The 23,724-nt window shown below is 50.9% G+C and carries 26 protein-coding genes and 1 pseudogene; 19 read left to right on the top strand and 8 right to left on the bottom strand.

Annotated elements, in window-relative coordinates; genetic code table 11:
• Window positions 1–3: 3 nt before the first annotated feature.
• From CVV30_05525 to CVV30_05495, 7 genes are all read left to right on the top strand, one after another.
• Entirely contained in the window at window positions 4–1,044 is a 1,041-nt protein-coding gene (locus CVV30_05525) for an amidohydrolase (GenBank protein ID PKL70805.1), read from the top strand.
• Between the two features lie 36 nt (window positions 1,045–1,080).
• Window positions 1,081–1,509 carry a universal stress protein gene (locus CVV30_05520; GenBank protein PKL70804.1) on the top strand — a complete coding sequence of 143 codons (429 nt, stop codon included), beginning with the start codon at window positions 1,081–1,083 and terminating at the stop codon, window positions 1,507–1,509.
• Between the two features lie 5 nt (window positions 1,510–1,514).
• Window positions 1,515–2,363 (top strand): CBS domain-containing protein, encoded by an 849-nt coding sequence (locus tag CVV30_05515; protein ID PKL70803.1) that lies wholly within the window; start codon window positions 1,515–1,517, stop codon window positions 2,361–2,363.
• Between the two features lie 84 nt (window positions 2,364–2,447).
• On the top strand, window positions 2,448–3,089 hold the full coding sequence (gene psmB, locus CVV30_05510; GenBank protein PKL70802.1) for a proteasome endopeptidase complex, archaeal, beta subunit: 642 nt from the start codon (window positions 2,448–2,450) through the stop codon (window positions 3,087–3,089).
• Between the two features lie 29 nt (window positions 3,090–3,118).
• On the top strand, window positions 3,119–5,038 hold the full coding sequence (locus tag CVV30_05505; protein ID PKL70801.1) for a beta-CASP ribonuclease aCPSF1: 1,920 nt from the start codon (window positions 3,119–3,121) through the stop codon (window positions 5,036–5,038).
• 13 nt (window positions 5,039–5,051) lie between these two features.
• Window positions 5,052–6,128: an MFS transporter gene (locus CVV30_05500; protein PKL70800.1), complete on the top strand. Its 1,077-nt coding sequence runs from the start codon at window positions 5,052–5,054 to the stop codon at window positions 6,126–6,128.
• A gap of 59 nt (window positions 6,129–6,187) precedes the next feature.
• A complete protein-coding gene (locus CVV30_05495; GenBank protein PKL70799.1) occupies window positions 6,188–7,183 on the top strand; it encodes a hypothetical protein in 996 nt (331 codons plus the stop codon).
• Between the two features lie 9 nt (window positions 7,184–7,192).
• Here CVV30_05495 and CVV30_05490 read toward each other — a convergent pair whose 3' ends face one another.
• The 4 genes from CVV30_05490 to CVV30_05475 form a co-directional block, all read right to left on the bottom strand.
• Window positions 7,193–8,377, bottom strand: a complete 1,185-nt coding sequence (locus CVV30_05490) for an acetylornithine deacetylase (protein PKL70798.1) — start codon at window positions 8,375–8,377, stop codon at window positions 7,193–7,195.
• 16 nt (window positions 8,378–8,393) lie between these two features.
• Window positions 8,394–8,897, bottom strand: a complete 504-nt coding sequence (locus CVV30_05485) for a hypothetical protein (protein ID PKL70797.1) — start codon at window positions 8,895–8,897, stop codon at window positions 8,394–8,396.
• Between the two features lie 70 nt (window positions 8,898–8,967).
• The gene (locus CVV30_05480; GenBank protein ID PKL70796.1) at window positions 8,968–9,846 is read right to left on the bottom strand and encodes a GTP 3',8-cyclase MoaA; all 879 of its coding nucleotides are present in this window, start codon (window positions 9,844–9,846) and stop codon (window positions 8,968–8,970) included.
• Window positions 9,847–9,855: 9 nt separating this feature from the next.
• A complete protein-coding gene (locus tag CVV30_05475; protein PKL70795.1) occupies window positions 9,856–10,437 on the bottom strand; it encodes a 50S rRNA methyltransferase in 582 nt (193 codons plus the stop codon).
• A 99-nt stretch (window positions 10,438–10,536) separates the two neighbouring features.
• On the opposite strand from CVV30_05475, the gene CVV30_05470 reads away from it, so the two are divergent.
• From CVV30_05470 to CVV30_05425, 10 genes and pseudogenes are all read left to right on the top strand, one after another.
• The gene (locus CVV30_05470; GenBank protein PKL70794.1) at window positions 10,537–11,280 is read left to right on the top strand and encodes a DNA polymerase sliding clamp; all 744 of its coding nucleotides are present in this window, start codon (window positions 10,537–10,539) and stop codon (window positions 11,278–11,280) included.
• The gene (locus tag CVV30_05465) at window positions 11,280–12,374 is read left to right on the top strand and encodes a DNA primase regulatory subunit PriL (GenBank protein ID PKL70793.1); all 1,095 of its coding nucleotides are present in this window, start codon (window positions 11,280–11,282) and stop codon (window positions 12,372–12,374) included. Before CVV30_05470 ends, CVV30_05465 begins: the two co-directional genes overlap by 1 nt.
• Before the next feature lie 267 nt (window positions 12,375–12,641).
• Window positions 12,642–13,184 (top strand): phosphomethylpyrimidine kinase, encoded by a 543-nt coding sequence (locus tag CVV30_05460; protein ID PKL70792.1) that lies wholly within the window; start codon window positions 12,642–12,644, stop codon window positions 13,182–13,184.
• 25 nt (window positions 13,185–13,209) lie between these two features.
• Entirely contained in the window at window positions 13,210–13,401 is a 192-nt protein-coding gene (locus tag CVV30_05455; protein PKL70791.1) for a 30S ribosomal protein S17e, read from the top strand.
• 8 nt (window positions 13,402–13,409) lie between these two features.
• Window positions 13,410–14,378 (top strand): 4-hydroxy-tetrahydrodipicolinate synthase, encoded by a 969-nt coding sequence (locus tag CVV30_05450; protein PKL70790.1) that lies wholly within the window; start codon window positions 13,410–13,412, stop codon window positions 14,376–14,378.
• Between the two features lie 8 nt (window positions 14,379–14,386).
• Window positions 14,387–15,151, top strand: a complete 765-nt coding sequence (locus CVV30_05445; protein PKL70789.1) for a 4-hydroxy-tetrahydrodipicolinate reductase — start codon at window positions 14,387–14,389, stop codon at window positions 15,149–15,151.
• Between the two features lie 84 nt (window positions 15,152–15,235).
• Window positions 15,236–15,409, top strand: coding sequence for a ferredoxin (locus CVV30_05440; protein PKL70788.1), 174 nt, complete (start codon window positions 15,236–15,238; stop codon window positions 15,407–15,409).
• 322 nt (window positions 15,410–15,731) lie between these two features.
• On the top strand, window positions 15,732–16,751 hold the full coding sequence (gene asd, locus CVV30_05435) for an aspartate-semialdehyde dehydrogenase (protein PKL70787.1): 1,020 nt from the start codon (window positions 15,732–15,734) through the stop codon (window positions 16,749–16,751).
• 14 nt (window positions 16,752–16,765) lie between these two features.
• The gene (gene albA, locus CVV30_05430) at window positions 16,766–17,041 is read left to right on the top strand and encodes a DNA-binding protein Alba (GenBank protein ID PKL70786.1); all 276 of its coding nucleotides are present in this window, start codon (window positions 16,766–16,768) and stop codon (window positions 17,039–17,041) included.
• A 107-nt stretch (window positions 17,042–17,148) separates the two neighbouring features.
• Window positions 17,149–17,589 (top strand): annotated as a pseudogene (locus CVV30_05425) (hypothetical protein).
• A 401-nt stretch (window positions 17,590–17,990) separates the two neighbouring features.
• Here the strand turns inward: CVV30_05425 and CVV30_05420 are convergent.
• The 4 genes from CVV30_05420 to CVV30_05405 all read right to left on the bottom strand — a co-directional run bounded on the left by CVV30_05420 (window position 17,991) and on the right by CVV30_05405 (window position 21,903).
• A complete protein-coding gene (locus tag CVV30_05420) occupies window positions 17,991–19,127 on the bottom strand; it encodes a hypothetical protein (GenBank protein PKL70785.1) in 1,137 nt (378 codons plus the stop codon).
• A 67-nt stretch (window positions 19,128–19,194) separates the two neighbouring features.
• Complete coding sequence (locus tag CVV30_05415; GenBank protein PKL70784.1) at window positions 19,195–20,055, bottom strand: phosphoserine phosphatase; 861 nt, start codon at window positions 20,053–20,055, stop codon at window positions 19,195–19,197.
• A 491-nt stretch (window positions 20,056–20,546) separates the two neighbouring features.
• Window positions 20,547–21,713, bottom strand: coding sequence for a cell division protein FtsZ (ftsZ, locus tag CVV30_05410; protein PKL70783.1), 1,167 nt, complete (start codon window positions 21,711–21,713; stop codon window positions 20,547–20,549).
• Window positions 21,714–21,723: 10 nt separating this feature from the next.
• A complete protein-coding gene (locus tag CVV30_05405; protein ID PKL70782.1) occupies window positions 21,724–21,903 on the bottom strand; it encodes a ribbon-helix-helix protein, CopG family in 180 nt (59 codons plus the stop codon).
• Window positions 21,904–22,097: 194 nt separating this feature from the next.
• Here CVV30_05405 and CVV30_05400 point away from each other — a divergent pair, with 194 nt between their 5' ends.
• Together CVV30_05400 and CVV30_05395 are read left to right on the top strand one after the other, a co-directional pair.
• A complete protein-coding gene (locus CVV30_05400; GenBank protein PKL70781.1) occupies window positions 22,098–23,096 on the top strand; it encodes a class I and II aminotransferase in 999 nt (332 codons plus the stop codon).
• Window positions 23,084–23,710 carry a 5-deoxyadenosylcobinamide phosphate nucleotidyltransferase gene (locus CVV30_05395; GenBank protein PKL70780.1) on the top strand — a complete coding sequence of 209 codons (627 nt, stop codon included), beginning with the start codon at window positions 23,084–23,086 and terminating at the stop codon, window positions 23,708–23,710. The genes CVV30_05400 and CVV30_05395 overlap by 13 nt, the downstream gene beginning before the upstream one ends.
• The last annotated feature ends 14 nt before the right edge of the window (window positions 23,711–23,724 follow it).

The following is a 23,724-nucleotide window of genomic DNA, read 5'->3' as shown; positions in this document are numbered from 1 at the left end:
CGCATGAAAAAAACCCTTCAGCAGATCTCCGGACAAGCACTCATTGGCGACGAGCTCCTGCTGGAACCCGTCGACATCATCATAGAAAACGGAATTATTACTGCCATTGAAGAAAACCCCCGAGCGCCCGGGGGTTGGATCTGCCCGGCACTGTTCAATGCGCATACTCACCTTGGCGATACCATTGCCATGGATTGTAATGTAACCGGTGATCTCACCTCACTGGTCACCCCCCCACATGGACTGAAGCATAAACTGCTTGCCGCAGCCTCCCGGGAGGAACTCGTCAGTGGCATGCGGGCGAGTATTGGGGGAATGATCACCGGGGGTGTTGCCGGCTGTGCTGATTTTCGGGAGGGAGGGCCGGAAGGTGTTGCCGCTCTTAAGGACGCTGCGGATGGACTTCCGTTCTCCCCGGTAATTTTCGGTCGCGATGGTGGGGAGTGTACAGCAGACGGGCTTGGTATCAGCAGTGCCCGGGACGTGAAGGATGTGGAACGCTCTGTGCAGGAAGCACGGCTGCGGGGAAAAAAGATTGCGTTTCATGCCGGTGAACGCGATGCTGCCGATGTTGATGCAGCACTTGCGTTCGATCCGGATCTGATCATCCATGCTACCCACGCGACAAAGCATCAGCTCCGCCAGTGTGCGGACCGGGGGATCCCCATTGCCGTCTGCCCGCGATCCAACTGGATCCTCGGAGTAACGGCAACTGCACAGAAACCCCCCCTGCAGCTTATGCAGGAACTCGGCTGCACGCTTTACCTTGGCACGGACAATGTCATGTTCGTCCCGCCGGATCTGTTCTCGGAAATGGCATTTGTCTCAGCGATTTACGGAATGGAACCCCGGCACCTGCTCTGTGCAGCCGTGCAGGGTTCTGTCCTTACGGGCTCATCATTTTTTATCCGTAAAGGGGCCCGGGCAAATCTCCTGCAGATCGATCCTTCGCGCTCTGCCCTTCATTTCAGCCGCGATCCGGTCGCATCCATCACAAAAAGGGTCACCGGATGCCAGATTGTCCACAACGTTTTTAATTCGTAAATTCAAATAAAAAGGGAATGTTTTTGGGTGATTCCAGTGTTTACTAATTTACTCGTTGCAATTGATGGCTCTGAAGTGAGCGACCGGGCATTGGCCCGTGCTGTTGATGAGGCACGGATCTGGAATGCAAAGATTCATGCGATTTATGTAGTAGAGACGGGGCTTTTTTCCTCCCTTCCCAATGATAATAACGTCGAGATAATGTACCGTGTCCTGGAAAAAGAGGGACAGGAAAAGCTAGCCCAGGCAAAATCATTTGCTGCTACCGAGGGAGTCACCTTTTATACGCATATGAAGCAGGGGCATGCCGGCAGCGAGATCGTTGCCCTTGCGGAAAAGGAGAAATGCGATCTTATTGTAGTCGGTTCCCATGGCAAGAGCAATGCTGATAAGTTGCTTATCGGGAGTGTCAGCTCGTTTGTTGTCGCCCACAGTAAAATCGCAACCCTGGTGGTGAGATCATAACCGAAATGCTTGTCAAAGACTACATGACTTCGGACGTTGTCCACGTAGAGATCCCCGGCAACCGCGATGATGTATTGAAGATCTTAAAGCGTACCGGTATTTCCGGTGTGCCGGTCATCAAGAACAAGAAGATTGTCGGTATCATCACCCGAAAAGACCTGCTGAGAAAACCTGAGGAGACCCAGCTGGGACTTCTCATGACGTCAAAGCCGATCAACATCGGACCGGATGCAGATATCCATGAGGCTGCCCGTCTTCTTGTCGAGCACCATATCCGGAGGCTTCCGGTTGTTGAGGACGGTCACCTGATCGGCCTTCTCTCGGTCTCTGACCTGATTCATGCCATGGCCCAGATGAAGATCAAGGATGAGATTAAGACAAACTATACCAGCAAGACGTTTGCTCTCTGGGAAGAAACACCCCTGCCGGTTGTCGGGAGGATCATGGAGATCTCCGGTGTCGATGCAATCCCCATCCTTGATGATGAAAACAAACTGCAGGGAATAATCTCCGAGCGGGATCTCATCAGGAATTCCAGTATCGAGGACTCTGTTGGCGTGAGCGATTTCTCGAACGGTACCGATGATGATGAGTGGACCTGGGAGAGCATCCGGGACAACCACACGATCAGTTTCGGCATTTCGAAAGTCCAGTTGCCCAATCGCCCGGTCAAGCTGGCGATGGTCAAGAACGTTGTTGCCGTTCCGCACAATGCTGAAGTCAGCGAGTGTGCCTTAAAGATGCGCCGGGCACGGGTTGACCAGCTGCCGGTCATCAACGGTGACAAGCACCTTGTGGCCATGTTGTTCGACCGGGAACTCATCCGGGCCCTCTGTACAGAAGGGTCTGAATAAAAACCTTTAAATTTCTTAATATCATCTAATACCTTACAGCGCTTTTAACAATTTTAGGCGTTAATTTGTTTTTGGGGAGTTACTATGCCTGAACAGTTACAGGAGTCCATGAAGGGGACAACAACCATCGGTATCGTTTTTAAAGATGGCGTTATCCTTGCAACCGAGAAGCGGGCGACCATGGGCTACATGATCGCAAGCAAGAAAGCAAAAAAAGTGTACAAGGTGGGAGACCGGATCGGCATGACTACGGCCGGCGGTGTCGGAGATGCCCAGCAGCTTGCCCGTATCCTCACCGTTGAATGCAATCTCTACCAGATCCGCAGGTCCCGTCCCATCACGGTCGGGGCGTCAGCCACACTGCTCTCGAATTATTTAAACCAGAACCGGCACTTCCCGTTTTATGTCCAGCTCCTTGTCGGGGGTATTGACGAGAACGGTCCCAGCGTCTACTCGGTGGATGCAATGGGTGGCGCAACCAAGGAAGAAGAGATCGTTGCAACTGGCTCCGGTTCGCCCATGGCATACGGTGTGCTTGAAGACCGGTTCCGCAAGGATATGAACGAGGATGAAGCAATTGATATTGCTATACGAGCGCTGAAATCTGCGATGAAACGCGATGCCGGATCCGGAGAAGGCATTCAAATCGTCGTAATTACCAAAGAAAAATACGAGATCCTAGGTGAAGACGCACTTCAAAAATATATTTCAAAAACCAACGCATAAAAAACTTTTTTTTCAGGACGTTAATTATTATGTTAATTGAAGAACGGCTCAAAGAGCTAAAAGACAAGATCAATGAAAAGGTGCCCCACGGCATCACGGTGACGCAGGTAGAATTCGAAGGCCCCGAGCTGGTCATCTACACTGACGACCCGAAGCGGTTTGCCGATGAAGCCGATTTAATCAAGATCCTTGCCCGGGATTTACGCAAGCGCATTGTTGTAAGACCCACGATATTAGAGGATCCCGAAAAGGCGTACAATGAGATCAAGGCTGTTGTCCCGGAGACCGCGGGTATCACCGATATCTTTTTTGATCCCGATACCGGTGAAGTGCTGATCGAAGCCGAGAAACCCGGGGTTGTGATCGGCAAGAACGGTACCACCCTGCGGGATATCACCCGCCATATCGGCTGGACTCCCAAGGTGGTACGGACTCCTCCCATTGAAAGTTCCACTGTCAAACAGATCCGCCAGTACCTCCGCTCCACCAACGAGGAGCGTAAAGCATTCCTGCGGACGATTGGCCGCCGGATTCACCGGGACATTCCCGGTAAAGACGATACCAGCAAGGAAGCCCTCAAACGCGATCACTGGGCACGGGTCACCACGCTCGGCTGCTGCCGTGAAGTTGGCCGGGCTGCATTCCTGCTCACCACCCCCAACAGCCGGATCCTGATCGATTGCGGTGAAAAGCCGGATAACCAGGGCGGCACGCCGTACCTCTATGTGCCGGAGATCCACCCGTTAGCCCAGCTCGACGCGGTTGTGCTCACCCATGCCCATCTCGATCACTGTGCACTTATTCCCCTGCTCTACAAGTACGGGTACGAAGGCCCGGTCTATTCAACTCCCCCGACCCGTGACCTCTCGGCCATGCTCCAGCTGGACTATCTCGATGTGATCCACAAGGAAGACCGGAAGATCCCCTATTCCTCCAATGAAGTCAAGACCTATATCCGGCACTCGATCACCCTGAACTATGGCAGTGTCACGGATATTGCGCCGGATATCAAGCTCACGTTCCACAATGCGGGCCATATCCTCGGTTCAGCCATTGCGCACTTCCATGTCGGCGACGGCATGTACAACATCGCATTCACCGGCGACTTCAATTATGCCAAGAGCCGTCTCTTCAACCCGGCGGTCAACCAGTTCCCCCGTCTCGAAGCACTCTTCATGGAGAGCACGTACGGTGGCAGCAACGATTTCCAGCAGCCCCGAATTGAAGCCGAAGCAAAACTCTATGAAACGATCAATGCTGTCCTCTTGCGGGGTGGCAAGGTCATCATCCCAGCGTTTTCGGTCGGGCGTTCGCAGGAAGTGATGCTTGCGCTCGAGGAAGGTATGCGCCTTGACAAGATCCCCAAGGTGAAGATCTACCTTGACGGCATGATCCGCGAGGCAACCGCGATTCACACCTGCTACCCGGAGTACCTCAACACGGACCTGCGGAACCTGATCTTCCGTGAAGGCATGAACCCGTTCCTGGCCGAATGCTTCCAGCAGGTGGACTCGCAGGATCTCCGCGAGAAAGTCATCAACGGAGATCCCTGCGTGATCATCACCACCAGCGGTATGCTGAACGGCGGCCCGGTTATGGAATATCTCCTGAACCTTGCCCAGGACGAGAAGAATGCCCTCATCTTTGTCGGGTACCAGGCCGACGGGACCTATGGCCGGCGCATCCAGAAAGGCTGGCGCGAGGTGCCGATGGGACGCAAAGGAACCATCACGATCAACTTAGAGATTGTCACGGTCGATGGTTTCTCGGGTCACTCGGACCGCCGGCAGCTGATGAATTATATCGGGCAGATCCAGCCCCGCCCCGAGAAGATCTTCTGTATCCACGGCGATGAGAACAACACGATCGATCTGGCCAGTTCGATCTACAAGCGGTTCCATATCGAGACGCACTCACCCATGAACCTTGAGACCTACCGCATGGTCTGATCATCAGGTTACCATGAGGACCCGGCTCACTCTTTTTTTCGGGGTCTTTGTCGTAATGGCTCTCTCCAATGCCATCGTTCCTGTACTGCCGTCATTTGCTGACAGTTCTTCGCTGCAAGGTGCGATCTATGCAGCCTATTTCCTGGGCGCCGTATTCAGTACGCTCCCTGCCGGGATTCTCTCTGACCGGCTGGGACGCGTTCCGCTCATCCGCCTTGGACTGGCTATTACTATCCTCAGCGGTATTGTACTTTCCGTTGTTTCATCGCCGTATCCCGTGATAGTGATCCGTTTTATTGAAGGGGTCGGAGCCGGGTGTTTTATTGCGGCAGCCATGTCGTTTGTCAACTCTGTTCCGGAACATGAGCGGATGAGCGGGTACTTCATGGCTATGCTCAATGCCGGGCTCGTGACTGGTCTGGTTACTGCCGGTTGGCTCAGCGCGTACTTCCACCTTCCGGTTATTGGCGTAATGCTGTTTACCGGATGTGCCGTCATTCCTGCATGTGCTGCTTTTTTCATCCGCGAAGTGCCGCAGCTGGCAACCGCTCATGATACCCGCCTCCTCCTGCCCCTGGTGAGCGGGTACCGCTGGCTCTGGTATTCTTCGGTTGTCATGGTCGGCATCACCGGCGTGGTTATCTCGCTCTACCCGGAATTTTCCGGCGCGTCTTCCGATATTGCGGGCATCTGGATTGCCTTGATGAGTGTCTCTACGATCATTGCCGTTCTCATCGCCTCCCGCTTGTCGCTGCCCCCGGTCCCCACCATCCGCTGGTCTGCAGTCCTGATGATTTTTGGCGTTATGATCGCTTTTTATTCTCCGTCAGGTTTTATCGTGATCGGGGCATTGGCCGGCATTGTCATGATTGCCCAGATGGCATTCCTTGCCGGTGTTAAAGCGCCACAGGGGTTTGCCATGGGACTTTTTTCAACCACGAGTTACCTGGGTATGGCCGTACTTCCATTCCTTGCCGGGCTGGTCGCGGATTCCGGTGGCTTTTTCCTGGCGTTCTGTACAGCAGCTTTTTGTGCACTCACCGTGGCCCTTACTATTGGTTTGTGTGCCTGCGGAAGGCCGGTATCCTGAAAAAATCCGTTAAAATGAATAGATTCATCTGCGATTAAGGGAAATTTCGTCATGGGATTATGAGATCAAAAATAATTATTCTGGTTCTTCTTGCTGCCATCCTTGCAATTCCTGGTGTGTATGCCGAGGATGCGCAGGAATGGTATATCCGGGGGGAGAATGCGGTAACCGTGGGCCACTATACTGATGCCCTGACGTATTACAATAATGCTCTTACGCTTGACAAGAATTATGCTGCTGCAATGGCCGGTAAGGCTACGGCCTTGAACGGCCTGGGAAACTATGAATCGGCTGTCAACCTGTCAGAACAGGCACTTGCCCTGCGAGGATCAGACCCGGTAGCTTTGAATGCCCGGGCCTACGGCCTTTTCAAGCTCGGGAGATTTGAAGAATCCGTTGCCGCTTATGATAAGCTCTTCACGGTTCAGACCAACCGCGTGGATGCCTACTGCAACCAGGGTTATGCTTATCTTCATCTGGAAAAGTTTGATGCATCCGTTGTTTCCTATGACCGCTGTACTGCTGTTGATCCCCAGAACTTCATGGCTTTTAACTATCAGGGTCTGGCTTACATGGGCAGCAGCAAGTACGACCGGGCACTCACGTCGTTTGATCGTGCAACCGGTATTACTATCAAAAATGCCACGCTCTGGAATAACAAAGGGTTGGCCTATGTCCAGCTGGGAAAACCCCAGGACGCATCCGAGTGTTTCAAGAAAGCCTTGGGTATTGATCCCAATTTTGCCGATGCCCTGAAGAACCGGGATAGTATGGTAGGAAAACTCCAGATCGTTAACATATCCGGCACGGTTACTCCGGTCCCCACCATAAGCCGGATCGGCACGTTTTACACAACGGCAACACCCGTGCCCCTGGTAACTGAAATGACGACTGCCGCACCAGTGGTCACCCCGGAAATCATGGAGATTGTGCCGACCGAAACAACTCCCGTACAGAAGAAAACAACCTATTCACCGGTATCGCCGCTGTCCGCATTTGGTGCGGTCATTGTTGTCAGTGGGATTGTCTTTGCCCTGAACCGGCAGAAAAAATAATTTTTTTATCTATCCTGTTTCTGCATATTTTGCCATAATGTCCTGGTAGACAAGGGACGCTTTTTCCAGAGAATCGATTGGTGTCCGCTCGTTTACGGCATGCAGGGTCGGGATCTCGCCGGGACCATACTCGATTACCTTAAAGCCGGCCGCACGGAGATGACGTGCATCGCTTGCCGCCCACTGGACGATGGGGAATACTTCTCCTTCCTGAACGCGTTTCACCGCGTCACAGGTTATTTCCACCAGCGGGGATGCCGGATCGGTAATCGAGGGATTATGTGTTTCCTGCGACAGGATCTTCCCGTGAACTGCATGGGCCTGTATCGATGTGATAAGTTTGTCAATAGAGCATCCCCACGGAACCCTGAGTTCGAGTTCAAGGGTGCAGTGCTGGGCAACCACGTTGGATTTCTCGCCGCCCTTGATCACGCCCGGGTTGAACGTGAGCCGTTTTAAGATATCGCCAACACCGTCAATGCCGAATTCCCGCCCAAGCACCGCAGATGACTGTGCAATGATCGCGTTGAGCGAGGGATCAACAGGATATTCTTTTTTATTCAATGCTTTGACGTGGTTGAGCAGGGTCATGGATTCCATGATCGCACTGGTGCCCACAGCAGGGTACAGGGACCCGTGGGCGGGCGTGCCGGAGAATACCATCTCGAGCCGGCAGAGCCCTTTCTGGCCAATGCAGGGATGCCTCGATGGCGTAGGTTCGGCGATTACACAGTCTCCGGGAGTGAGAGCACCTTCGGACAGGAGACGGCGAATCCCATTCTCTCCCCCGGTCTCTTCATCGCAGACAAAGGCGAGGGTGGCCGGAATTTCCTCACTCCGGTCCACCCGTGCCTGGCAGGCAGCCAGAATGGATGCGCAGCCTCCTTTCATATCGGTAGAACCGCGCCCGTGCACAAACCCGTCCTGGATGATGCCGGAGAACGGGGGATGGGTCCACCCTGCATCCAGGGCCGGCACTACGTCCACATGGCCGCAGAAGAGAAGTTTTTTCGGCTGGCCTGTGCCGGTGGTGACAAGGTTGCACTCCCCTGCCGTATTTCCCGAGACGGATGAACTGATACCGATTTCTGTCAGAAATGCCCGAATATATTCAATAACCTCATCCGTGCGCCCGGGAGGGTTTTCACTACGGATCGCTACCAGATCGGCACAGATGCGGCTGACTGCTCTCATGGGTTACCTGAGTTTTTTAATGATTGGTGGAATACGTGACAAATAATTTCGCGAGGGAAGCATCCTCGTACAGGCTCTTTAAAAATTCCTTGTCGAAAAATTCATCGATAACGGTGTAGAAGAAATCCGCAGGAATGGGGGATTTGCTGTCAGGGTCTCGCACGATTCGGAAACTCCGGTAGCTGGCCGGATCTTCCGTATCATAGATCATCTGCCATAATGAGGGCAGGGAGTCAAATTTTTTCGGGTTTTCTTCCCGCAGCCAGTTGATGAAGCCTTTGAATTTTACCCGGTCCCCTTTCTTCTCTTCATCAATGCGCCAGCGGAGGTATTCGGCGCCCATGATATTTTTTGGGGACTCGTAATGATAGGCATAGAGGCTTGCCGTATAGTCGATGTGGGCTAATGCATCGATAAAGTAAAAGTAAAGGGTCTTATTGAAACTGCCGGTGTCATGGAGCATGAGCGACTTCTCATAAAGGTGGTTGAGCACCGCCAGGAATTCGTTTTCATCCTGCATAGCAACAAGTTCGTTACGGGATTGTAAATATATTGCCGTGAGGCAGATTGTTGTTAACTAAAAAGGGTCACTATTTGTAAAACGGTTCCCTGAGTGACACGGCTTTTTCAAATAATGCTTCCAGCTCCTTGCCGCTCTTCCCGCGAATATCGATATGATTGTCCGTGCGCAGGAGGCAGGGCTTGAGTTTCCCGTCCGATGTCACCCGGAGCCGGTTGCAGAACGCACAGAACTCGGTGTTGTGGAGCGGGCGGACCACTTCCACTTCCGCCCCGTCAAGGCAGTACTTCTTCCGGTGGTGCATCCTACGGGTAATGATCTGCTTTGAGCGGGCAGCAAGTGAATCTTCCAGCTGGTTGAGATCGCCGTGATTGGTGCAATTATTGAAATCCATCAGCTCGATCAGCTGGAGCACGAGGTTCCGGTTCCCCCGCACAAATTTCAGGAAGTCATCGATCTCGTGATCGTTGATACCGGCCAGCACAACCACATTCAGCTTTACGGGTGTGAGGCCGGCATCGACTGCTGCGGCAATGCCTTCCAGCACATCATCGAGTTTATCGGTTCCGGTAATTTTCTTGTAGGTTTCATGGTTCAGGCTGTCGATACTGACATTCACCCTGCGTAAGCCCGCCTGCTTGAGATCCGCGGCAAGCCCGGCGAGAAGGGTGCCATTGGTGGTGATCGATGATTCCATGCCGGCAGGCACCGACCTGGTGATCTCCAGGAGATCGGGACGGAGCATGGGCTCGCCACCGGTAAATTTCACGCTGCGGATCCCGAAATGTGCGGCAACCCGTAAAATTTCTGCAATTTCCGGTGCTGACAACTGCTCTTTCGGCGCTTTCTCCCCTTCCCGGTGGCAGTAGATGCAGGACAGGTTACACTTGGGAGTGAGACTGATCCGCAGGTTGCTGACCGGGCGATTGTAAGGGTCCCTGAGCGTCATGGAAATGTTTCAGCCTATGAAGTTCTTTGCAACAATGTAAAGCTCGGTACTTCCTTTCCGGGTAGACTGCGTCATACAGGTTTTTACGGAATAGAATTTCGTTTTGCATTCCGCATAAAATTCAGGAAAGTCCGTTCCCTGGAATGATTTCACCGCGAAATTGCCGCCCGGTTTCAAGACTTTGCAGGCAAACGCGAGTGCCTGTTCATTGAGTGCAATGATCCGGGCCTGATCGTAACTCCGGTGCCCGGAGAGTTTTGGCGATGCATCGCAGAGCACGACGCTGACCTCACTGAGCATCGATTTGACCTGTTCCACGACCTCGGGATCATTAATATCCCCCTGGATGGTTTCTACCCCATCGAGTTCGGCTATCGGGTTGAGATCGATGCCGATAATCTTGGCGTCAGTAAGTGTCCGCTCGATCTGGAGCCAGCTTCCGGGTGCCGCGCCCAAATCTACGATATTGTCATCCGGCCGGATGATTGCAAATTTTTTCTGGATTTCCATCAGCTTATAGGCTGCCCGTGAACGGAATCCCTCGTGTTTTGCCCGCAGATATGTTTTATCCTGTCCCCACTGTGAACCCATTGTCTTTATCGTTCCCCTAAAATGTCCGGGTTAAACCCAAAACGCTATAATTAAAGTATGACGATATACTGTATAAGATAATGTGTTAAGGGGTAAGCGATGTTAAAAGCTACGATTGATGCAGATATTTTCAGGGAATTCATCGATGCGATCTCGGCACTCATCCCGGAGTGCCGGCTGCATACGGACGAGAATGGTATATCCACGCGTGCTGTTGATACCGCTAATGTTGCGATGATCGGACTTACGCTCAAGAAAGAGGCGTTCGATTCGTACCAGGCAACCGACAGCCAGCTGGGGATCGACATATCGAAGATGAAGAACATCTTCGGGATGGCGGGAAAAGGCGACCTGATCAGCCTCGAGCTCGGCGACAATGCCCAGAAGATGTCGGTCTCGGTCCACGGGTACCACTACTCGATCACCCTCCTCGATACGAATACCATAAGGAAGGATCCCAATCCCCCGACCATCAACCTGCCAGGTAAGATCGTGATTGCCGGGGATGACTTAAACAATGCCATGAAGGCAGCAGCAGTCATCTCCGATAAGATCGCGCTGGGGATCAACCCGAAAGACCAGACTTTTTACCTGATTGCTGAGGGAGACACGGACAACATCCGGCGCGAGTTCTCAAAAGACGAGCTCAAGTCGCTCACACCAGTAGAGGCCCGGTCGCTATTTTCCCTGGATTACTTAAAAGACATGGGAAAAGTCATGTCCAAGGCCGCAGAAGTGGAGATCTATCTCGGAATCGATCACCCGGTCAGGTTCTCATTTGACATTGCTGGTGGTAACGGGCATGTCGAATACCTCCTTGCACCCCGGATCGAGGCCGATTGATGGACTTCAGCCCATCTGCAAAGGAACTTTCCCATTTTCCGTTTTTAAAAAAAGCCCAGGACCATGTCAAGGTCCGGTTTTCATCACTTGATTTCCTGTTTGCCGATGCACGGGGCCAGGCGCTGATCGATCGCGCACTCGGGCGCATCCAGGACGCAATCACGGTAAAAAAAACAAATGTCCCGGATATTACCGGTTCTGTTGACGATGAAATTGCCAGTTATGCACTGGCCCGGATCATTGTCTCCTGCGTTCACGACAAAACCCTTGTTGACCGGCTCACGCGGTACGAAGCCGAACGGGCATATTATTTCCTGGTCAACGAAGAGGAATGGAACCAGAAATTCCAGGATGGCGAAGGGGAGTACTCCCGGCTGTGCATCGCGATTGCGCAGGAGCTGGGTATCCAGATCACCAAAGATCGTATCCCGCTTGTGGACTATGTCGAGCTGGTAGCCCCCCTGCACCAGGACCGGTTCAATCTCATCAACCGCCGGCTTGAACGCGGTTTTGTGGATATCAAAAAAGATGAGCGCTATGAATTGCTCCGGGAGCGTATCCGCGTACTCCTGCGCAGGGATCTCCCGCATAAGGTGCCCCCCTCGCTCTGCGAGAAACTCGCACCCGGTGTTGCCCAGCTCAAAAAGGTGTACCAGGAAAAGATGCTCCAGCAGTTCGGCACCGTGGAAGAGAGTGCGTTTCCCCCCTGCATGCAGACACTTATCACGGCGCTGACTGCCGGGACAAACCTGACGCATGCCGGCCGCTTTGCCCTGACAACATTTCTCCACACGATTGGCATGGATGCCAATGCCATAGGCCAGCTTTATGCCCGGTCACCCGATTTCGATCTGGAAAAGACCATGTACCAGGTCGAGCATATCACCGGGAGGGGAGGTTCGGGGACCGAATACACCACTCCTGCGTGTGCGGCCATGCGCACCACCGGGCTGTGCATTCACAGCGATGCCCTGTGCGAAAAGGTCAGTCACCCGCTCAGTTATTACAAGGCACAAAAGAGGGCCCCGGTAAAGGGTTCACAGAAAAAAAGCGGGGAGCATCCTGCGGCTCCGCCTACGCAATCTTCTCGTTGACGAGATATCCTGCGCCAGAGAGAACGAGAATAAAGACAATTATTGCTGCAAGGTAGGCAATGCCTGCGGTCATGACCATGGGCAGTACGGCAAGCAGGGCAATCAGGATCAGAAAGGCAATCACCCCAATGATCACATCAAGAAGTCGGGCATCCATTAACTCATTTTTCGTTGCAGGAGGATATAGGTTTAACCGATTTTTACCGTACCGGGCTGGAGCGGATATGAGACACCCTTAAGATTTCTCCCGCCCATTTTTCCTGCAGGATGCACGATCCGGCGCAGCAACGAAATGAGGTCCTCAAACGGCTTGAGCTGGCAGTAATGCACCTGAATAACTCGATGAGCCCCCTGCTCGTCCCGGAACAAGGAGCATCCATCGGGTACGCGATACCGGGTGCACGGGACAGCAACGGAATTGCAGCGGTGCCGGGAAAAATTATTGTCCGCGATGGCAGGGTTTCTGCCGGTGGTCCGTGCGCGTTTGGTGCGGATGATGCCTGCGCGCGGATTATTCTTACGGTAATGAAGTGCGATCCGCTCATACGGAGTGTCGCGACCATCCGGTTTTCAGGAAACGTACTTGCGGTGTTTGAAGCAATGCTCCTTGAATGCGTACCTCTTGACCGCACAAAGAAAGCCCCGGGAATCAGCACCATGGACTGGGGAATTGCATCCAGTTGCAACGACGGTGTTCCTGATGTCATATATGATGACGGGGGAGATCAGCGACCGGGAATTATCCATGTTTTTGGCGAGGATCCGCTCGTCGTTACAAACAATATCATTATCTGTTCTAACCGCATTTAATGTATAGAACTTTTGAGGAATCGTAATGGGAATCAAGCCATCATACATTAAAAATCTCGGTACCGCAATCCTGGCCAAGCAGCGGGAGTACTTCAGCAACAGCTTTGATGAGAACAAGGTGCAGTTAGGCGCTTCAGCAATCATTTCAAGCAAGCGTGTCCGGAATCGCGTCGCCGGGTACATAACAAGAAAAATAAATACCAAAAGACGCTCATAACCTATTTCATGTTCGAAGGTGTCCTTCCAGCAATTATTACCCCTTTTAAACGGAACTCTGCGATGGGCCTTGATATTCAGGGTCTGGAGCGCAACATCGAGTTTCTTCTGTCCTGTGGTATCCACGGGATTGTTCCGTGTGGATCGACCGGTGAATCTGCAACCCTTTCGTTCGAGGAGCATGAGAAGGTAATCAGGATCACGGTCGATAAGGTCAAGGGCCGGATACCCGTCATTGCCGGCACCGGATCCAACAACACAGCAGAAGCGGTAAAACTGACGAAGGCTGCAAAGGACATCGGTGCGGATGGTGTTCTGGTCATCAGTCCGTACTACAACAAGCCAAACCGTTCCGGGCTCATCAAGCATTTTACGAAACTGGCGGATCTCGATATCCCGATCATTATGTACAATGTCCCGGGACGAACCGGCCAGAATCTCGAACCCGATCTTATCGCCGAGCTTGCCCGGCACCCGAATATCGTTGCGGTCAAGGAAGCCAGCGGCAATATCGGCCAGATCTCGCGGATCATTGAAGAGACGCAGGACGATGAATTCTCGGTGATCTCCGGTGATGACAACATCACGCTCCCGATCATGGCGCTGGGAGGAAGCGGTGTCATATCTGTTGCCGCAAATGTGGATCCCCGGCGCATGGTGGCCATGTACGAAGCCATGAAACAGGGCGATTACCAGAAGGCTCTTGTCCTTCATTTCTCTTTGTCCCCGCTCTTCCGGTCCATGTTTATCGATACCAACCCCATCCCGGTGAAAAAAGCCGTGGAGCTGATGGGCATGGCAGGCGGCCCTGTCCGGCTCCCGCTCGATGAACTGGATGCAAAAAAGACGGAGCAGCTCAAAAAAGTACTGGCGACGATCCCGGTAAAATCCGGTGCAAAACGTTCAGTAACCGCTAAAAAACCGGCAGCAAAACCAGACCCAATGAAAAAGTCTGTAACCGCGAAACGGACGAGGTAACCTGAATCATGATCAAAGTGGTAGTATGCGGCGCCTCAGGACGAATGGGGCAGACGATCGGAAGGATGGTCAATGAATCGTCCGATATGGAACTGGTCGGGGGAATCAACCTCAAGCCCAGTTCATTTTTCGGCGCTGAAATTGTTGAAGCGAAAAATGCTGAAGATCTCTTAAAATCGACCCGGGCCGATGTGCTGATCGATTTCACGATTGCGGCAGCAGCTGTAGAGAACGTGAAGATGGCTGCGCGGAACAACGTGGCGCTGGTTGTCGGCACCACAGGATTTTCTCCCGAGCAGCGTGCTGTGATGGAAAAAGCCATTCATAACAATGTTCCTGCCGTCATATCCAGCAACTTTTCGGTAGGAGTGAATATCTTCTGGCAGCTGGTCCGGGAGTCCGGGAAGCTGCTGAAAGACTATGATATCGAGGTCTTTGAGGCGCACCACCGGAACAAGAAGGATGCGCCGAGCGGTACGGCAAAGACCATCCTCGAGATCCTGGAAGAAGAAGTCGGCCACCGGCAGAAGCAGTACGGGCGTGAAGGTATGACCGAGCGGAAAAACGAAATTGGTGTCCACGTTATCCGCGGTGGGGATATTGTTGGTGATCACAAGGTCATGTTCTCAAAGAATTTTGAGACCATTGAACTCTCTCACCATGCGTCTGATCGCTCTGTCTTTGCCAGCGGGGCCGTCCATGCAGCCCGGTGGGTTGTGGGCAAAAAACCCGGTATCTACGGCATGAGCGATGTGCTCAACCTCAAAAAATAAGCCCTTTTTCTGAAATTTACCGGGAGGGTACAATCGAAACCCTTTTTTTGTCTTTTGTAAAACATATACGATGGAGTGAACGAGTTGGTAGCAGTCGTTGATATTTCCAAGTGTACCGGATGCGAAACCTGCGTGAGTGAATGCCCAGCATCGGCAATCGCCATGGAAAATGAAAAGGCCAAAGTGGACAAGGACATGTGCGTTGACTGCCAGACCTGTGTTGATGTCTGCCCGGCAGAAGCCATTCGTATGGAATAAGCCCGGAGAATAAATCCGGTTCTTTTTTTCATTCCCCGACATCGGGTTCCTGTATTGCGCTGTAATTTCTTTATCCTGTTCTTTTATCCTGCATATCTTGGATAGTGGAAAGGGTTTTCTTTCTGGAGTATTTTGAAATTTTCAGGATTTTTCCCCTTATGACGGCCAATAAGCCCTTTTGTATAAATTAAAATAAATTTTTTTTGATTGTTCCGTTAAAATATTAAAAAACAACGTTTTTATTATCACAGGTGAAATGGAATTTTACAACCCGACATTATCTCAAACGGGAAATACACACACAAGCAGGAACTGACTACTTATGATCAATGTTGGAGTGCTCGGAGCAACGGGTGCGGTTGGTCAGCGATTTGTTGAACTCCTTGCGGATCATCCCTGGTTCAATCTGTCGACGCTCGCCGCATCCGATCGCAGCGCGGGAAAGCCCTATGGAAAAATTGTGAACTGGCGTCTTGACACGCAGTTTCCGGAAAATATTGGGAAAATCAAGGTCGTACCCACTTCGCCAAAAGCGATGAAGGATGTTGATCTGGTATTTTCTGCCCTTCCGGCAGAGATTGCCATCGATGTGGAGAAAGAATTTGCCGATGCCGGGATCGCGGTCTGCAGTAACGCAAGTTCCTACCGGATGGAGAAGGATATCCCTCTGGTTGTACCGGAAGTGAACCCGGAACATCTTGGTCTCATCGATGTCCAGAAGGATGCCGGCAGGGATGGGTTCATTGTCACTAACCCGAACTGTTCCACCATCGTGATGGTGACAGCGCTGGCACCATTACGGCAGTTCAAATTTACGGATGTCCGTGTCGCAACCATGCAGGCCATATCCGGAGCCGGGTTTGCCGGTGTCGCTGCCATGTCCATCTATGATAATGTCATCCCGTATATCGGCAAAGAAGAAGAGAAGATGGAGACCGAGACGCTCAAGATCATGGGGGCCCTTAAGGGAAACAAAGTAACCAATGCCCGGTTTAATGTGAGCGCCAGCTGCCACCGGGTGCCGGTTATTGACGGTCACACGATGGCAGTCTGGGTCGATATCAAGGAACCGATCGAGACCCTTAACAAAGCATTCCGGAATTATAAACCGCCCATCAAAGGCCTGCCTACACAACCCGCGGAATCCGTTCACTTCTTTGAAGAAGAACCCGATCGCCCGCAGCCCCGTCTTGACCGGATGCGGGGGAAGGGAATGACCGTTTCAGTAGGGCGTCTGCGTGAGGGTGTTCGTTTCATTGCCATGGGGCACAACACGATCCGTGGTGCTGCTGGTGCAAGTGTACTGAATGCAGAACTGATTGTGAAAAAGAAGTATCTCTGATACAGGTAGTACCTATGCAACCGCTCAAAGAGAACACTGTATTCGTCGGGAATAAACCGGTAATGAACTACGTGCTGGCCGTAGTCACACAGTTTAACAATGGTGCAGATCAGGTGGCAATCAAAGCCCGGGGCAAAGCTATTTCCCGGGCTGTTGATACCGCAGAGATCTCCTTAAACCGGTTTTTGGAAGGAGTTACCAAGAAAGAGATTGTGACTTCAACTGAAGTCATTGATACCGATTCAGGCAAGACCAATGTTTCGAGCATTGAGATCATCCTGGTTAAATAATAAATAATATTTCTCTATATTTTCCGGCGTAAATTTATTTTAATCCGATAATTTTCTCACGATTCTACCCAAAACCATTTATGTGGTATTCACGAATTTGTATTGCTATGCGAGCCCGTGCCATCGCGCTGCTGTTTATTCTTATATTGGGCATCGCCACCCCGGCATTCGCCGCCAATGAAGAGCGCTACGGGTACCTGAAGATTGAGGATGTGACTGTACGGCTTGACAACGGGACTGCCGCCATCCATGTGAATTATACCGTTGATGAAGGCACGCGGTTCATCTTTTTTTTACTGGGAAAACAGGATCTCAAGAACAAGCTGTTAAAGATTCTCAATTATGACACAGCCCAGATAAAACGCATTGATCTTTCCAGTGCAGATTTTACCGTGGATGACGCGGCATTTGCGTATGGCAATGGGATATACTGGTATCCATCTCACGAATTCAATGTTGCCATCCCCACGCTTACGATCGAGACACCCCAGGTTTCGCGCAACTTTACTATGGTAAAAGAGTTTCCGGCCGGCATGGGGTATTTCTCCGCCAACAAAGATGAGTTCCCTGCGCCCCCTCCTGAACGTTTGCTCTCTGCTGGTCGGCCCCACTAACCGGCTTCTCTTCATTCAGGAACCCTGTTTTCCAGGGATTATTTCCTGATTTATGCAGGGGAAATTGAAATACGATATCCAGTCCGGATTGGGGGGTTGTTCCTGTTTTAAAGTATCACTGTATCCAGGCCGAAAGAATACTTCAGTGATTCCAAAACCATGCAGTTGTCTATTACCTGTGAACCCCGGCCGGAATATTTTTCCTGTTACAACCGGATTGCAGGTTGTCTCTTGTCAGATCTTCAATCGCTGACTCTGTAATATCGGTAAACAACCGGATTTATTGTGATAAAAAGATATTGAGAAATTCTTGTTTTTTTGCATCGGGAAAAAGATTATATTACTTCGATAATTTCCTGCTTGCGGAGTTCTGTCATTTTCTTATTCACAAAATACTGGACAACAACTCCCAGCACGGCAGATATGATGCCCACTATGGTTGAGTACATGATAGCACTTTGTGCTTCTGTTGCATTCAGCGGGAAATCGGGAAGGCTGCTGACGATTGCCAGAATGTATACGCTGGCTCCGTAGAGAATGAGACCAAGGGCCGTGACAAAGAAGGGAAAGACGATCACTTTTCCGAGTGCTTCGCGTTCATTGGCATACACATCGATAATTATACCAATGGATGTTACCAGTCCGGCAACAATCAGCCATTCGACAGAACCAAAAATAAATGTCATCAGGTACTGCAGGATACCAAGACTCGCGTCCGTTGAATAATATTTTAAGACGTTGATAAAGCCCGTGGTAAACCCGATGATAACGAGTAGGATTGTCGTTGAGTAGGTGATGAACGAGAACCTTCCCCGCGAGAGGGAGATGCGCAGTGCATCGAGGGTGCCATGGACAATTTCATCGAACCCGAATCCCTTGTAGAGCAGGTAACACCCGATAACACCCACCACAATGATAGTGGCAGTCCCGGGATACCCGAGCAGGTAGGCTGAAGCATAGAGCAGCATCGCAAGCCCGAGCGGGATGAAGATCATGCGGGAGATCTTCGGATCATCGAATAATTTCTTTAAGATATAATAGGTGCCTTCGAGATTGGGCATCTGGTTGACGATGACCCGTGTTATGGAGGTCACAGGGATTTTTGACTGGATGATGGGAACAACGTATTCATCTTCAGCGCCATCCGAAACAAGGATACAGTTAGTTGCCTGGGTTTCCTGTATTACCTGTTCCAGTGCGGTTGCAATCCGGCGATCCCCTTCTATCATGTGCAGGTGATTTCCTGCAACCACGGCAATGGCCGCATCTTCACCCTTGCCAGTGAGTTCATCGTAGATTTTGACGGCCATGAAGATTGCATTGACATCGGAATCCTCAGGGTCGGCAAGGGCTAACGTATTCGCTGCTTTTACCGTCGCCGCTCGGCCAATGACTGGGCTGTCTATTTTTCCTTTCCAGCCGATATCATCATCCCGATCGACACTGAGAACCAATGTCCGCCCTTGCGTCATTACTAATATAAAATTGCAGTAAACCTATTAAACCGTTACTGACGGAGAAAAAAGTAAGGTAAAAAAATTAGATGAGTTTTGAGCGCTGGAGGAGTAAAATATCGTCGGTAGTGAGTTTTTCTCCGGCCCGGAAATTCTTAAACAGGCTCTCTGCTTCTTTCCTGACCGCTTTCTGCTCTTTGGAGACCTTGACTTTCTTGGTCTTCTTGCGCAGACCTGATATGACCTTATCGTAATCGCGAAGTTCCTTCTGGCAGGCAATAAAGAACTTGTGCTCGGAATCTGCGGATTCCTGTGCCTCGACAAAACTCTTGTGTGCTGCGTCGGCGGCTTCGCGTGATTTGTCAGCCTTTCGGTAAGATTCGACCATGAGGTCGTGGTGCTTCTGGGCAAGTTCTGCGACTTCAGTTACTTTTGCGTGCAGATCGGATGCCTGCTTGCGAAATTCGCGTGCATCAGTAATCTTGGTGCGCATCTCTTTGTTCTGCTCGAACTCGGCTTCCTGTTCCCGCACCTGGCTTTTCATCTGCTTGATCTTATCGATCAGTTCGCGTTCCTTATCGGTGGTGAAAACCTCGGTCTGCTGGCGGTACTCCATGAACTCTATCTGTTTCTGGAGTTCTTTGGTGCCGCGGCTTTTTGCAGAGCCATGTTCCTTTTTAAAGGATTCAATATCTTCGAAAAGAACGTTTGCTTTATCGTTAAAATCATTGCGCTGGGCCTTGACATCAAGGACATCCTGGTTATATTTATCCCGGAGATCCTTGTTTTTCTGCGCTTCTTCTACAAACTCCCTTGTCTGGTTGTTGAGCGTGTTTCTTTCGCGGGCAAACTTGCTTGCAGATGCATTCAGTTCGTTGCGGTGGTTTTTGTGTTCTTCAGACTCGGCAAGAGTTTTTTTTCTTTTTTCCATAAGGTCATTCAACATGCGTTACAGCTCCTCATCAGATTTTCCTGTCCGGGAAGTGCATGAATTGTAAGGAGTTTATTTACTAAAAAGAGCAGAAAACCTGTCTCTCCTTTGTTACTCAAATACCAACTCTGCATACAGGATGCAGGGTGAAAAACATCAGAAAATGTAACCAGCGTATATTTCGAATGAGACTTCGATGCGAAGTCTTTGTTCAACACTCTGTTCATGATGTTCAACTCCCGATACCCGGGTCTCACTTTTCTTGAAAAGCAAAACCCCTCTCCTCCCAGTGAAGGACAGATCGAATGTACTATATTTTAAAGGATTGGGGAATAATTAAGCGTTTCGCCACATTCATCGAAGTGACATCAATTGGTTATCAGTAACAATTGACTCTGGTTTTACAGAATCATTACAAAAAGGATGTTGGTAGTTGGATGATGCCAACATTTCCCTGAATTACTGGAGTTTGGAAATTTGGTGTGTTAACAATTGTTCCGGTATGCTTAACCGACCCATTCAAGAACGCCGCCGCCACTGGGCTGGTCCCTGCCGCCTCTTCTGCTTTGAGGCATCTCAACTGCCTTGGGGTTTGAACGCTTGTTTTCAATATCATTGACCATGGTCTTGTAGGACTGGCGTGAACCGAGGATCTGCGCGCTCTTGACACCGGTCATGATCGCGAGTACACGGATCTTGCCTTCCATGTCACTGCGCACACGGGCGCCCCAGATGACATCTGCGTGGGGGTCGAGCTCGTACGTGAGTGAGGTTGCAACTTCTTCTGCATCCTGTAAGGTAAGGTCAGTGCCACCGGTGATGTGGATCAGGCTGCCGGTTGCGCCGCGGTAGTCGATGTCGAGCATCGGGTTGCTTAAGCATTCGCGGACTACGCTTTCTGCCTTGTTCTGCTGCTTGCTCTCTCCAACGAGCATGACTGCAACGCCGCCCTTTGACATGATGGCGCGGACATCTGCATAGTCAATGTTGATGAGTGATGGCTCAGTGATTGTTTCTGAAATTCCCTTGACGGTCTCACCGATGAGCTGGTCCATTACGGAGAATGCCTGGCCTAACGGGAGGTTCGGGACGAAGTTCTTCAACCGGTTGTTATCGAGAACAATCACGGAGTCTGCTGCTGCTGCAAGTGCCTCAAGACCTTCTTCTGCACGGATCAAGCGGGCCTTTTCTACCTGGAACGGGTAGCTGACCATGCCGACTACGATTGCGCCCTGCTCTTTTGCAATGGATGCAACAACGGGAGCTGAACCGGTACCGGTACCTCCTCCCATACCTGCTGTGATAAAGACAAGGTCTGCTGATTCCAGGATTGCCTCAAGGGTGGGGCGAGCCATCTCTGCTGCACGTTTACCGACATCGGGGTATCCACCGGCGCCGAGACCTTTGGTTAATGATTTACCGATAAGGATACGTTTGTCGGCCTGGATCATGTCCAGGTGCTGCTTGTCAGTGTTGATTGCGATCGTCTCTGCACCGGAAACACCCATGTGGTGGATACGGTTTACGGTGTTGTTGCCAGCGCCTCCGCATCCGATAATTACGATGCGTGGCTGTCCGCAGAAGTCGTCATCCGTTTCATTTGATGTGCTGGCCTTTTTCATCTCTTTTTCTAGGTCAGCATTTTTTAAAGCGTCGTTAATAATGCTCTGCATTTTTACCCTCTCAAACCTTGAATGAAACCTGGTCGCTCTCCTTTAAGACACGGTTTGCACGTTTTTCAACAAGTTCGCGGACCGCAGCCCGAACAGCTTCAGAAATGTTGGGATATTCTCCCGTGTCTACTATCTGTTGTAGCAGATTGATTTGCTGTTCAGGCAATCGGAGCGTGATTCTTTGCATCATTTTACCTCACATTTCTGACATATGTCTGTCATTTGTCATTCATATGTCAGACAAAGGGTGTCTTAGTGTCTGACTTAACCAGATGAATCTAAATAAAACATCTAGGTATAAATACCTTCTCCTTTGGTTGTCAGACATTCTCAAAACGAATTTAAGACAGCCAGACTAAGTATTCTAGAAAAGGAGGGATTTTTGTGACTCTTGATTTTCCTAAACGAGTGGTTCATGGGGGGACTGGAAAGCGCCAGCTCGAAAAAACCCGGAAAAGTGTGCTGGATTTCAGCGCGAGTGTCAATCCCTTTCCCCCACAGTTTGCCTGGCACTGCGATCCGGCACTCCTTGCTTCGTATCCGGACGACTCCTACCATGAACTTAAGGAACGAATTGGTGCAATATTCCATCGCGACCCCGAGGAGATTTGTGTAGGCAACGGTTCGATAGAGTTGATCAGGGCGTTTTGCTCTGTCGTGCTTCGCGGGGATAAACATTTTTTTTGTGAATCCCCGACATTTGGTGAATATGCACTTTCTGCACGTCTTGCAGGAGCTACACCTGTGGATAATCCTGCGATGGCAGATGTCTCGTTCATCTGCAATCCCAACAATCCAACCGGTATATTACAGGAAAAAAAGAGTCTGGTACAGAAACTTGCCGATATGAGATCGCATGGCGGGATGCTCTTTTGCGATGAAGCTTTTATTGACCTTTCTGATCCTGACCAGAGTCTTTCCGGCGTCAATGACTCAAATCTCTTTGTCCTGCATTCAATAACAAAAAGTTTTTCGGTTCCGGGAATCAGGTTCGGTTTTGGATTTGGGGACCCGGATCTGGTTGAGAAGATAGAAATATCCCGTTCTCCCTGGAGCGTGAATTCCTTTGCCGAGGCTTTTGCCATGGAGGCGCTTCTCCATATGGATGATCTTAAGGTATCGCGAGACCGAATACGGAAGGAACGTGACTGGCTCTCCCAGGAGATTGAAGCGCTGGGATTCCACTGTCACCCCTCATCAGTAAATTATATTCTTGTGGAATGTTATCGTGATGCCACAAAGATTTGCGAGTGCCTGGAGGGGCGCCTGATTCTTGTTAGGAACTGCACATCCTTTGGGATGCCTACCCATATTCGCGTTGCAGTCAGGACCCGGGAAGAAAATCTTCTGCTCATGGAGGCTTTAGCGGCATGCACGCCCTGATCATGGCAGGGGGTGCAGGAAGCAGGCTTAACCTTGGGGAAAAACCGCTTATTTTGATCTGTGGACAACCCTTGGTTTCCTACGTGGTTGATGCGTTTGAAGATGCCGGGTGCAAACCCGTTATAGCAACCTCATTCCGGACACCGATGACCCAGAACTGGTGTCGGGCCCATGGCATTGAATTCTGTAAAACTGCTGGTACCGGGTATGTGGAAGATATGGTACAAGCGGTTGGTATGCTCGAAGATGAAGGACCGGTGTTTATCAGTGCTTCCGATCTTCCCTGCATTACCTCGGATATCATCAGTACGATTTCTGATGCGCATCGTTCCAGCGGAAAAGATGCCTGTTCTGCCTGGGTGCCTGCAGCAATGGTAAAATCCTGTCGGGAGGGTATGCCTTACCGCGAAGAGATACTCGGTGTTATGGTTTGCCCGGCGGGAGTAAATATCCTGCATGGTGCACTTATTGACCAACCCCAGGATGAGTTTCAGCTGCTTTTAGAAGAACCCCGCCTGGCTCTTAATATTAATACGAAAGCTGATCTTGCTGAAGCTGAGATTTTTATCCGGCAAAATCCTGTTACGAAATCTGCAGGAAAACCATTTTCATAATTTAAAAAATTCTT

This window comes from Methanomicrobiales archaeon HGW-Methanomicrobiales-1, assembly GCA_002839675.1.
Classification (GTDB): domain Archaea; phylum Halobacteriota; class Methanomicrobia; order Methanomicrobiales; family Methanospirillaceae; genus Methanoregula.
Note: the sequence above shows the minus strand (reverse complement) of the source record. Positions and strands in the feature narration are given on the sequence as shown.

What these genes read in the sequence shown, in the direction of transcription:
- CVV30_05505 (PKL70801.1), top strand. Translation starts at nt 3,119, where the DNA reads ATGTTAATTGAAGAACGGCTCAAAGAGCTAAAAGACAAGATCAATGAA.
- CVV30_05525 (PKL70805.1), top strand. Translation starts at nt 4, where the DNA reads ATGAAAAAAACCCTTCAGCAGATCTCCGGACAAGCACTCATTGGCGAC.
- CVV30_05450 (PKL70790.1), top strand. Translation starts at nt 13,410, where the DNA reads ATGTTCGAAGGTGTCCTTCCAGCAATTATTACCCCTTTTAAACGGAAC.
- CVV30_05460 (PKL70792.1), top strand. Translation starts at nt 12,642, where the DNA reads ATGCACGATCCGGCGCAGCAACGAAATGAGGTCCTCAAACGGCTTGAG.
- CVV30_05465 (PKL70793.1), top strand. Translation starts at nt 11,280, where the DNA reads ATGGACTTCAGCCCATCTGCAAAGGAACTTTCCCATTTTCCGTTTTTA.
- CVV30_05415 (PKL70784.1), bottom strand. Translation starts at nt 20,055, where the DNA reads ATGTTGAATGACCTTATGGAAAAAAGAAAAAAAACTCTTGCCGAGTCT.
- CVV30_05495 (PKL70799.1), top strand. Translation starts at nt 6,188, where the DNA reads ATGAGATCAAAAATAATTATTCTGGTTCTTCTTGCTGCCATCCTTGCA.
- psmB (PKL70802.1), top strand. Translation starts at nt 2,448, where the DNA reads ATGCCTGAACAGTTACAGGAGTCCATGAAGGGGACAACAACCATCGGT.
- CVV30_05485 (PKL70797.1), bottom strand. Translation starts at nt 8,897, where the DNA reads ATGCAGGATGAAAACGAATTCCTGGCGGTGCTCAACCACCTTTATGAG.
- CVV30_05515 (PKL70803.1), top strand. Translation starts at nt 1,515, where the DNA reads ATGCTTGTCAAAGACTACATGACTTCGGACGTTGTCCACGTAGAGATC.
- CVV30_05395 (PKL70780.1), top strand. Translation starts at nt 23,084, where the DNA reads ATGCACGCCCTGATCATGGCAGGGGGTGCAGGAAGCAGGCTTAACCTT.
- CVV30_05470 (PKL70794.1), top strand. Translation starts at nt 10,537, where the DNA reads ATGTTAAAAGCTACGATTGATGCAGATATTTTCAGGGAATTCATCGAT.
- CVV30_05490 (PKL70798.1), bottom strand. Translation starts at nt 8,377, where the DNA reads ATGAGAGCAGTCAGCCGCATCTGTGCCGATCTGGTAGCGATCCGTAGT.
- CVV30_05455 (PKL70791.1), top strand. Translation starts at nt 13,210, where the DNA reads ATGGGAATCAAGCCATCATACATTAAAAATCTCGGTACCGCAATCCTG.
- CVV30_05405 (PKL70782.1), bottom strand. Translation starts at nt 21,903, where the DNA reads ATGATGCAAAGAATCACGCTCCGATTGCCTGAACAGCAAATCAATCTG.
- ftsZ (PKL70783.1), bottom strand. Translation starts at nt 21,713, where the DNA reads ATGCAGAGCATTATTAACGACGCTTTAAAAAATGCTGACCTAGAAAAA.
- CVV30_05445 (PKL70789.1), top strand. Translation starts at nt 14,387, where the DNA reads ATGATCAAAGTGGTAGTATGCGGCGCCTCAGGACGAATGGGGCAGACG.
- asd (PKL70787.1), top strand. Translation starts at nt 15,732, where the DNA reads ATGATCAATGTTGGAGTGCTCGGAGCAACGGGTGCGGTTGGTCAGCGA.
- CVV30_05420 (PKL70785.1), bottom strand. Translation starts at nt 19,127, where the DNA reads ATGACGCAAGGGCGGACATTGGTTCTCAGTGTCGATCGGGATGATGAT.
- CVV30_05475 (PKL70795.1), bottom strand. Translation starts at nt 10,437, where the DNA reads ATGGGTTCACAGTGGGGACAGGATAAAACATATCTGCGGGCAAAACAC.
- CVV30_05480 (PKL70796.1), bottom strand. Translation starts at nt 9,846, where the DNA reads ATGACGCTCAGGGACCCTTACAATCGCCCGGTCAGCAACCTGCGGATC.
- CVV30_05500 (PKL70800.1), top strand. Translation starts at nt 5,052, where the DNA reads ATGAGGACCCGGCTCACTCTTTTTTTCGGGGTCTTTGTCGTAATGGCT.
- albA (PKL70786.1), top strand. Translation starts at nt 16,766, where the DNA reads ATGCAACCGCTCAAAGAGAACACTGTATTCGTCGGGAATAAACCGGTA.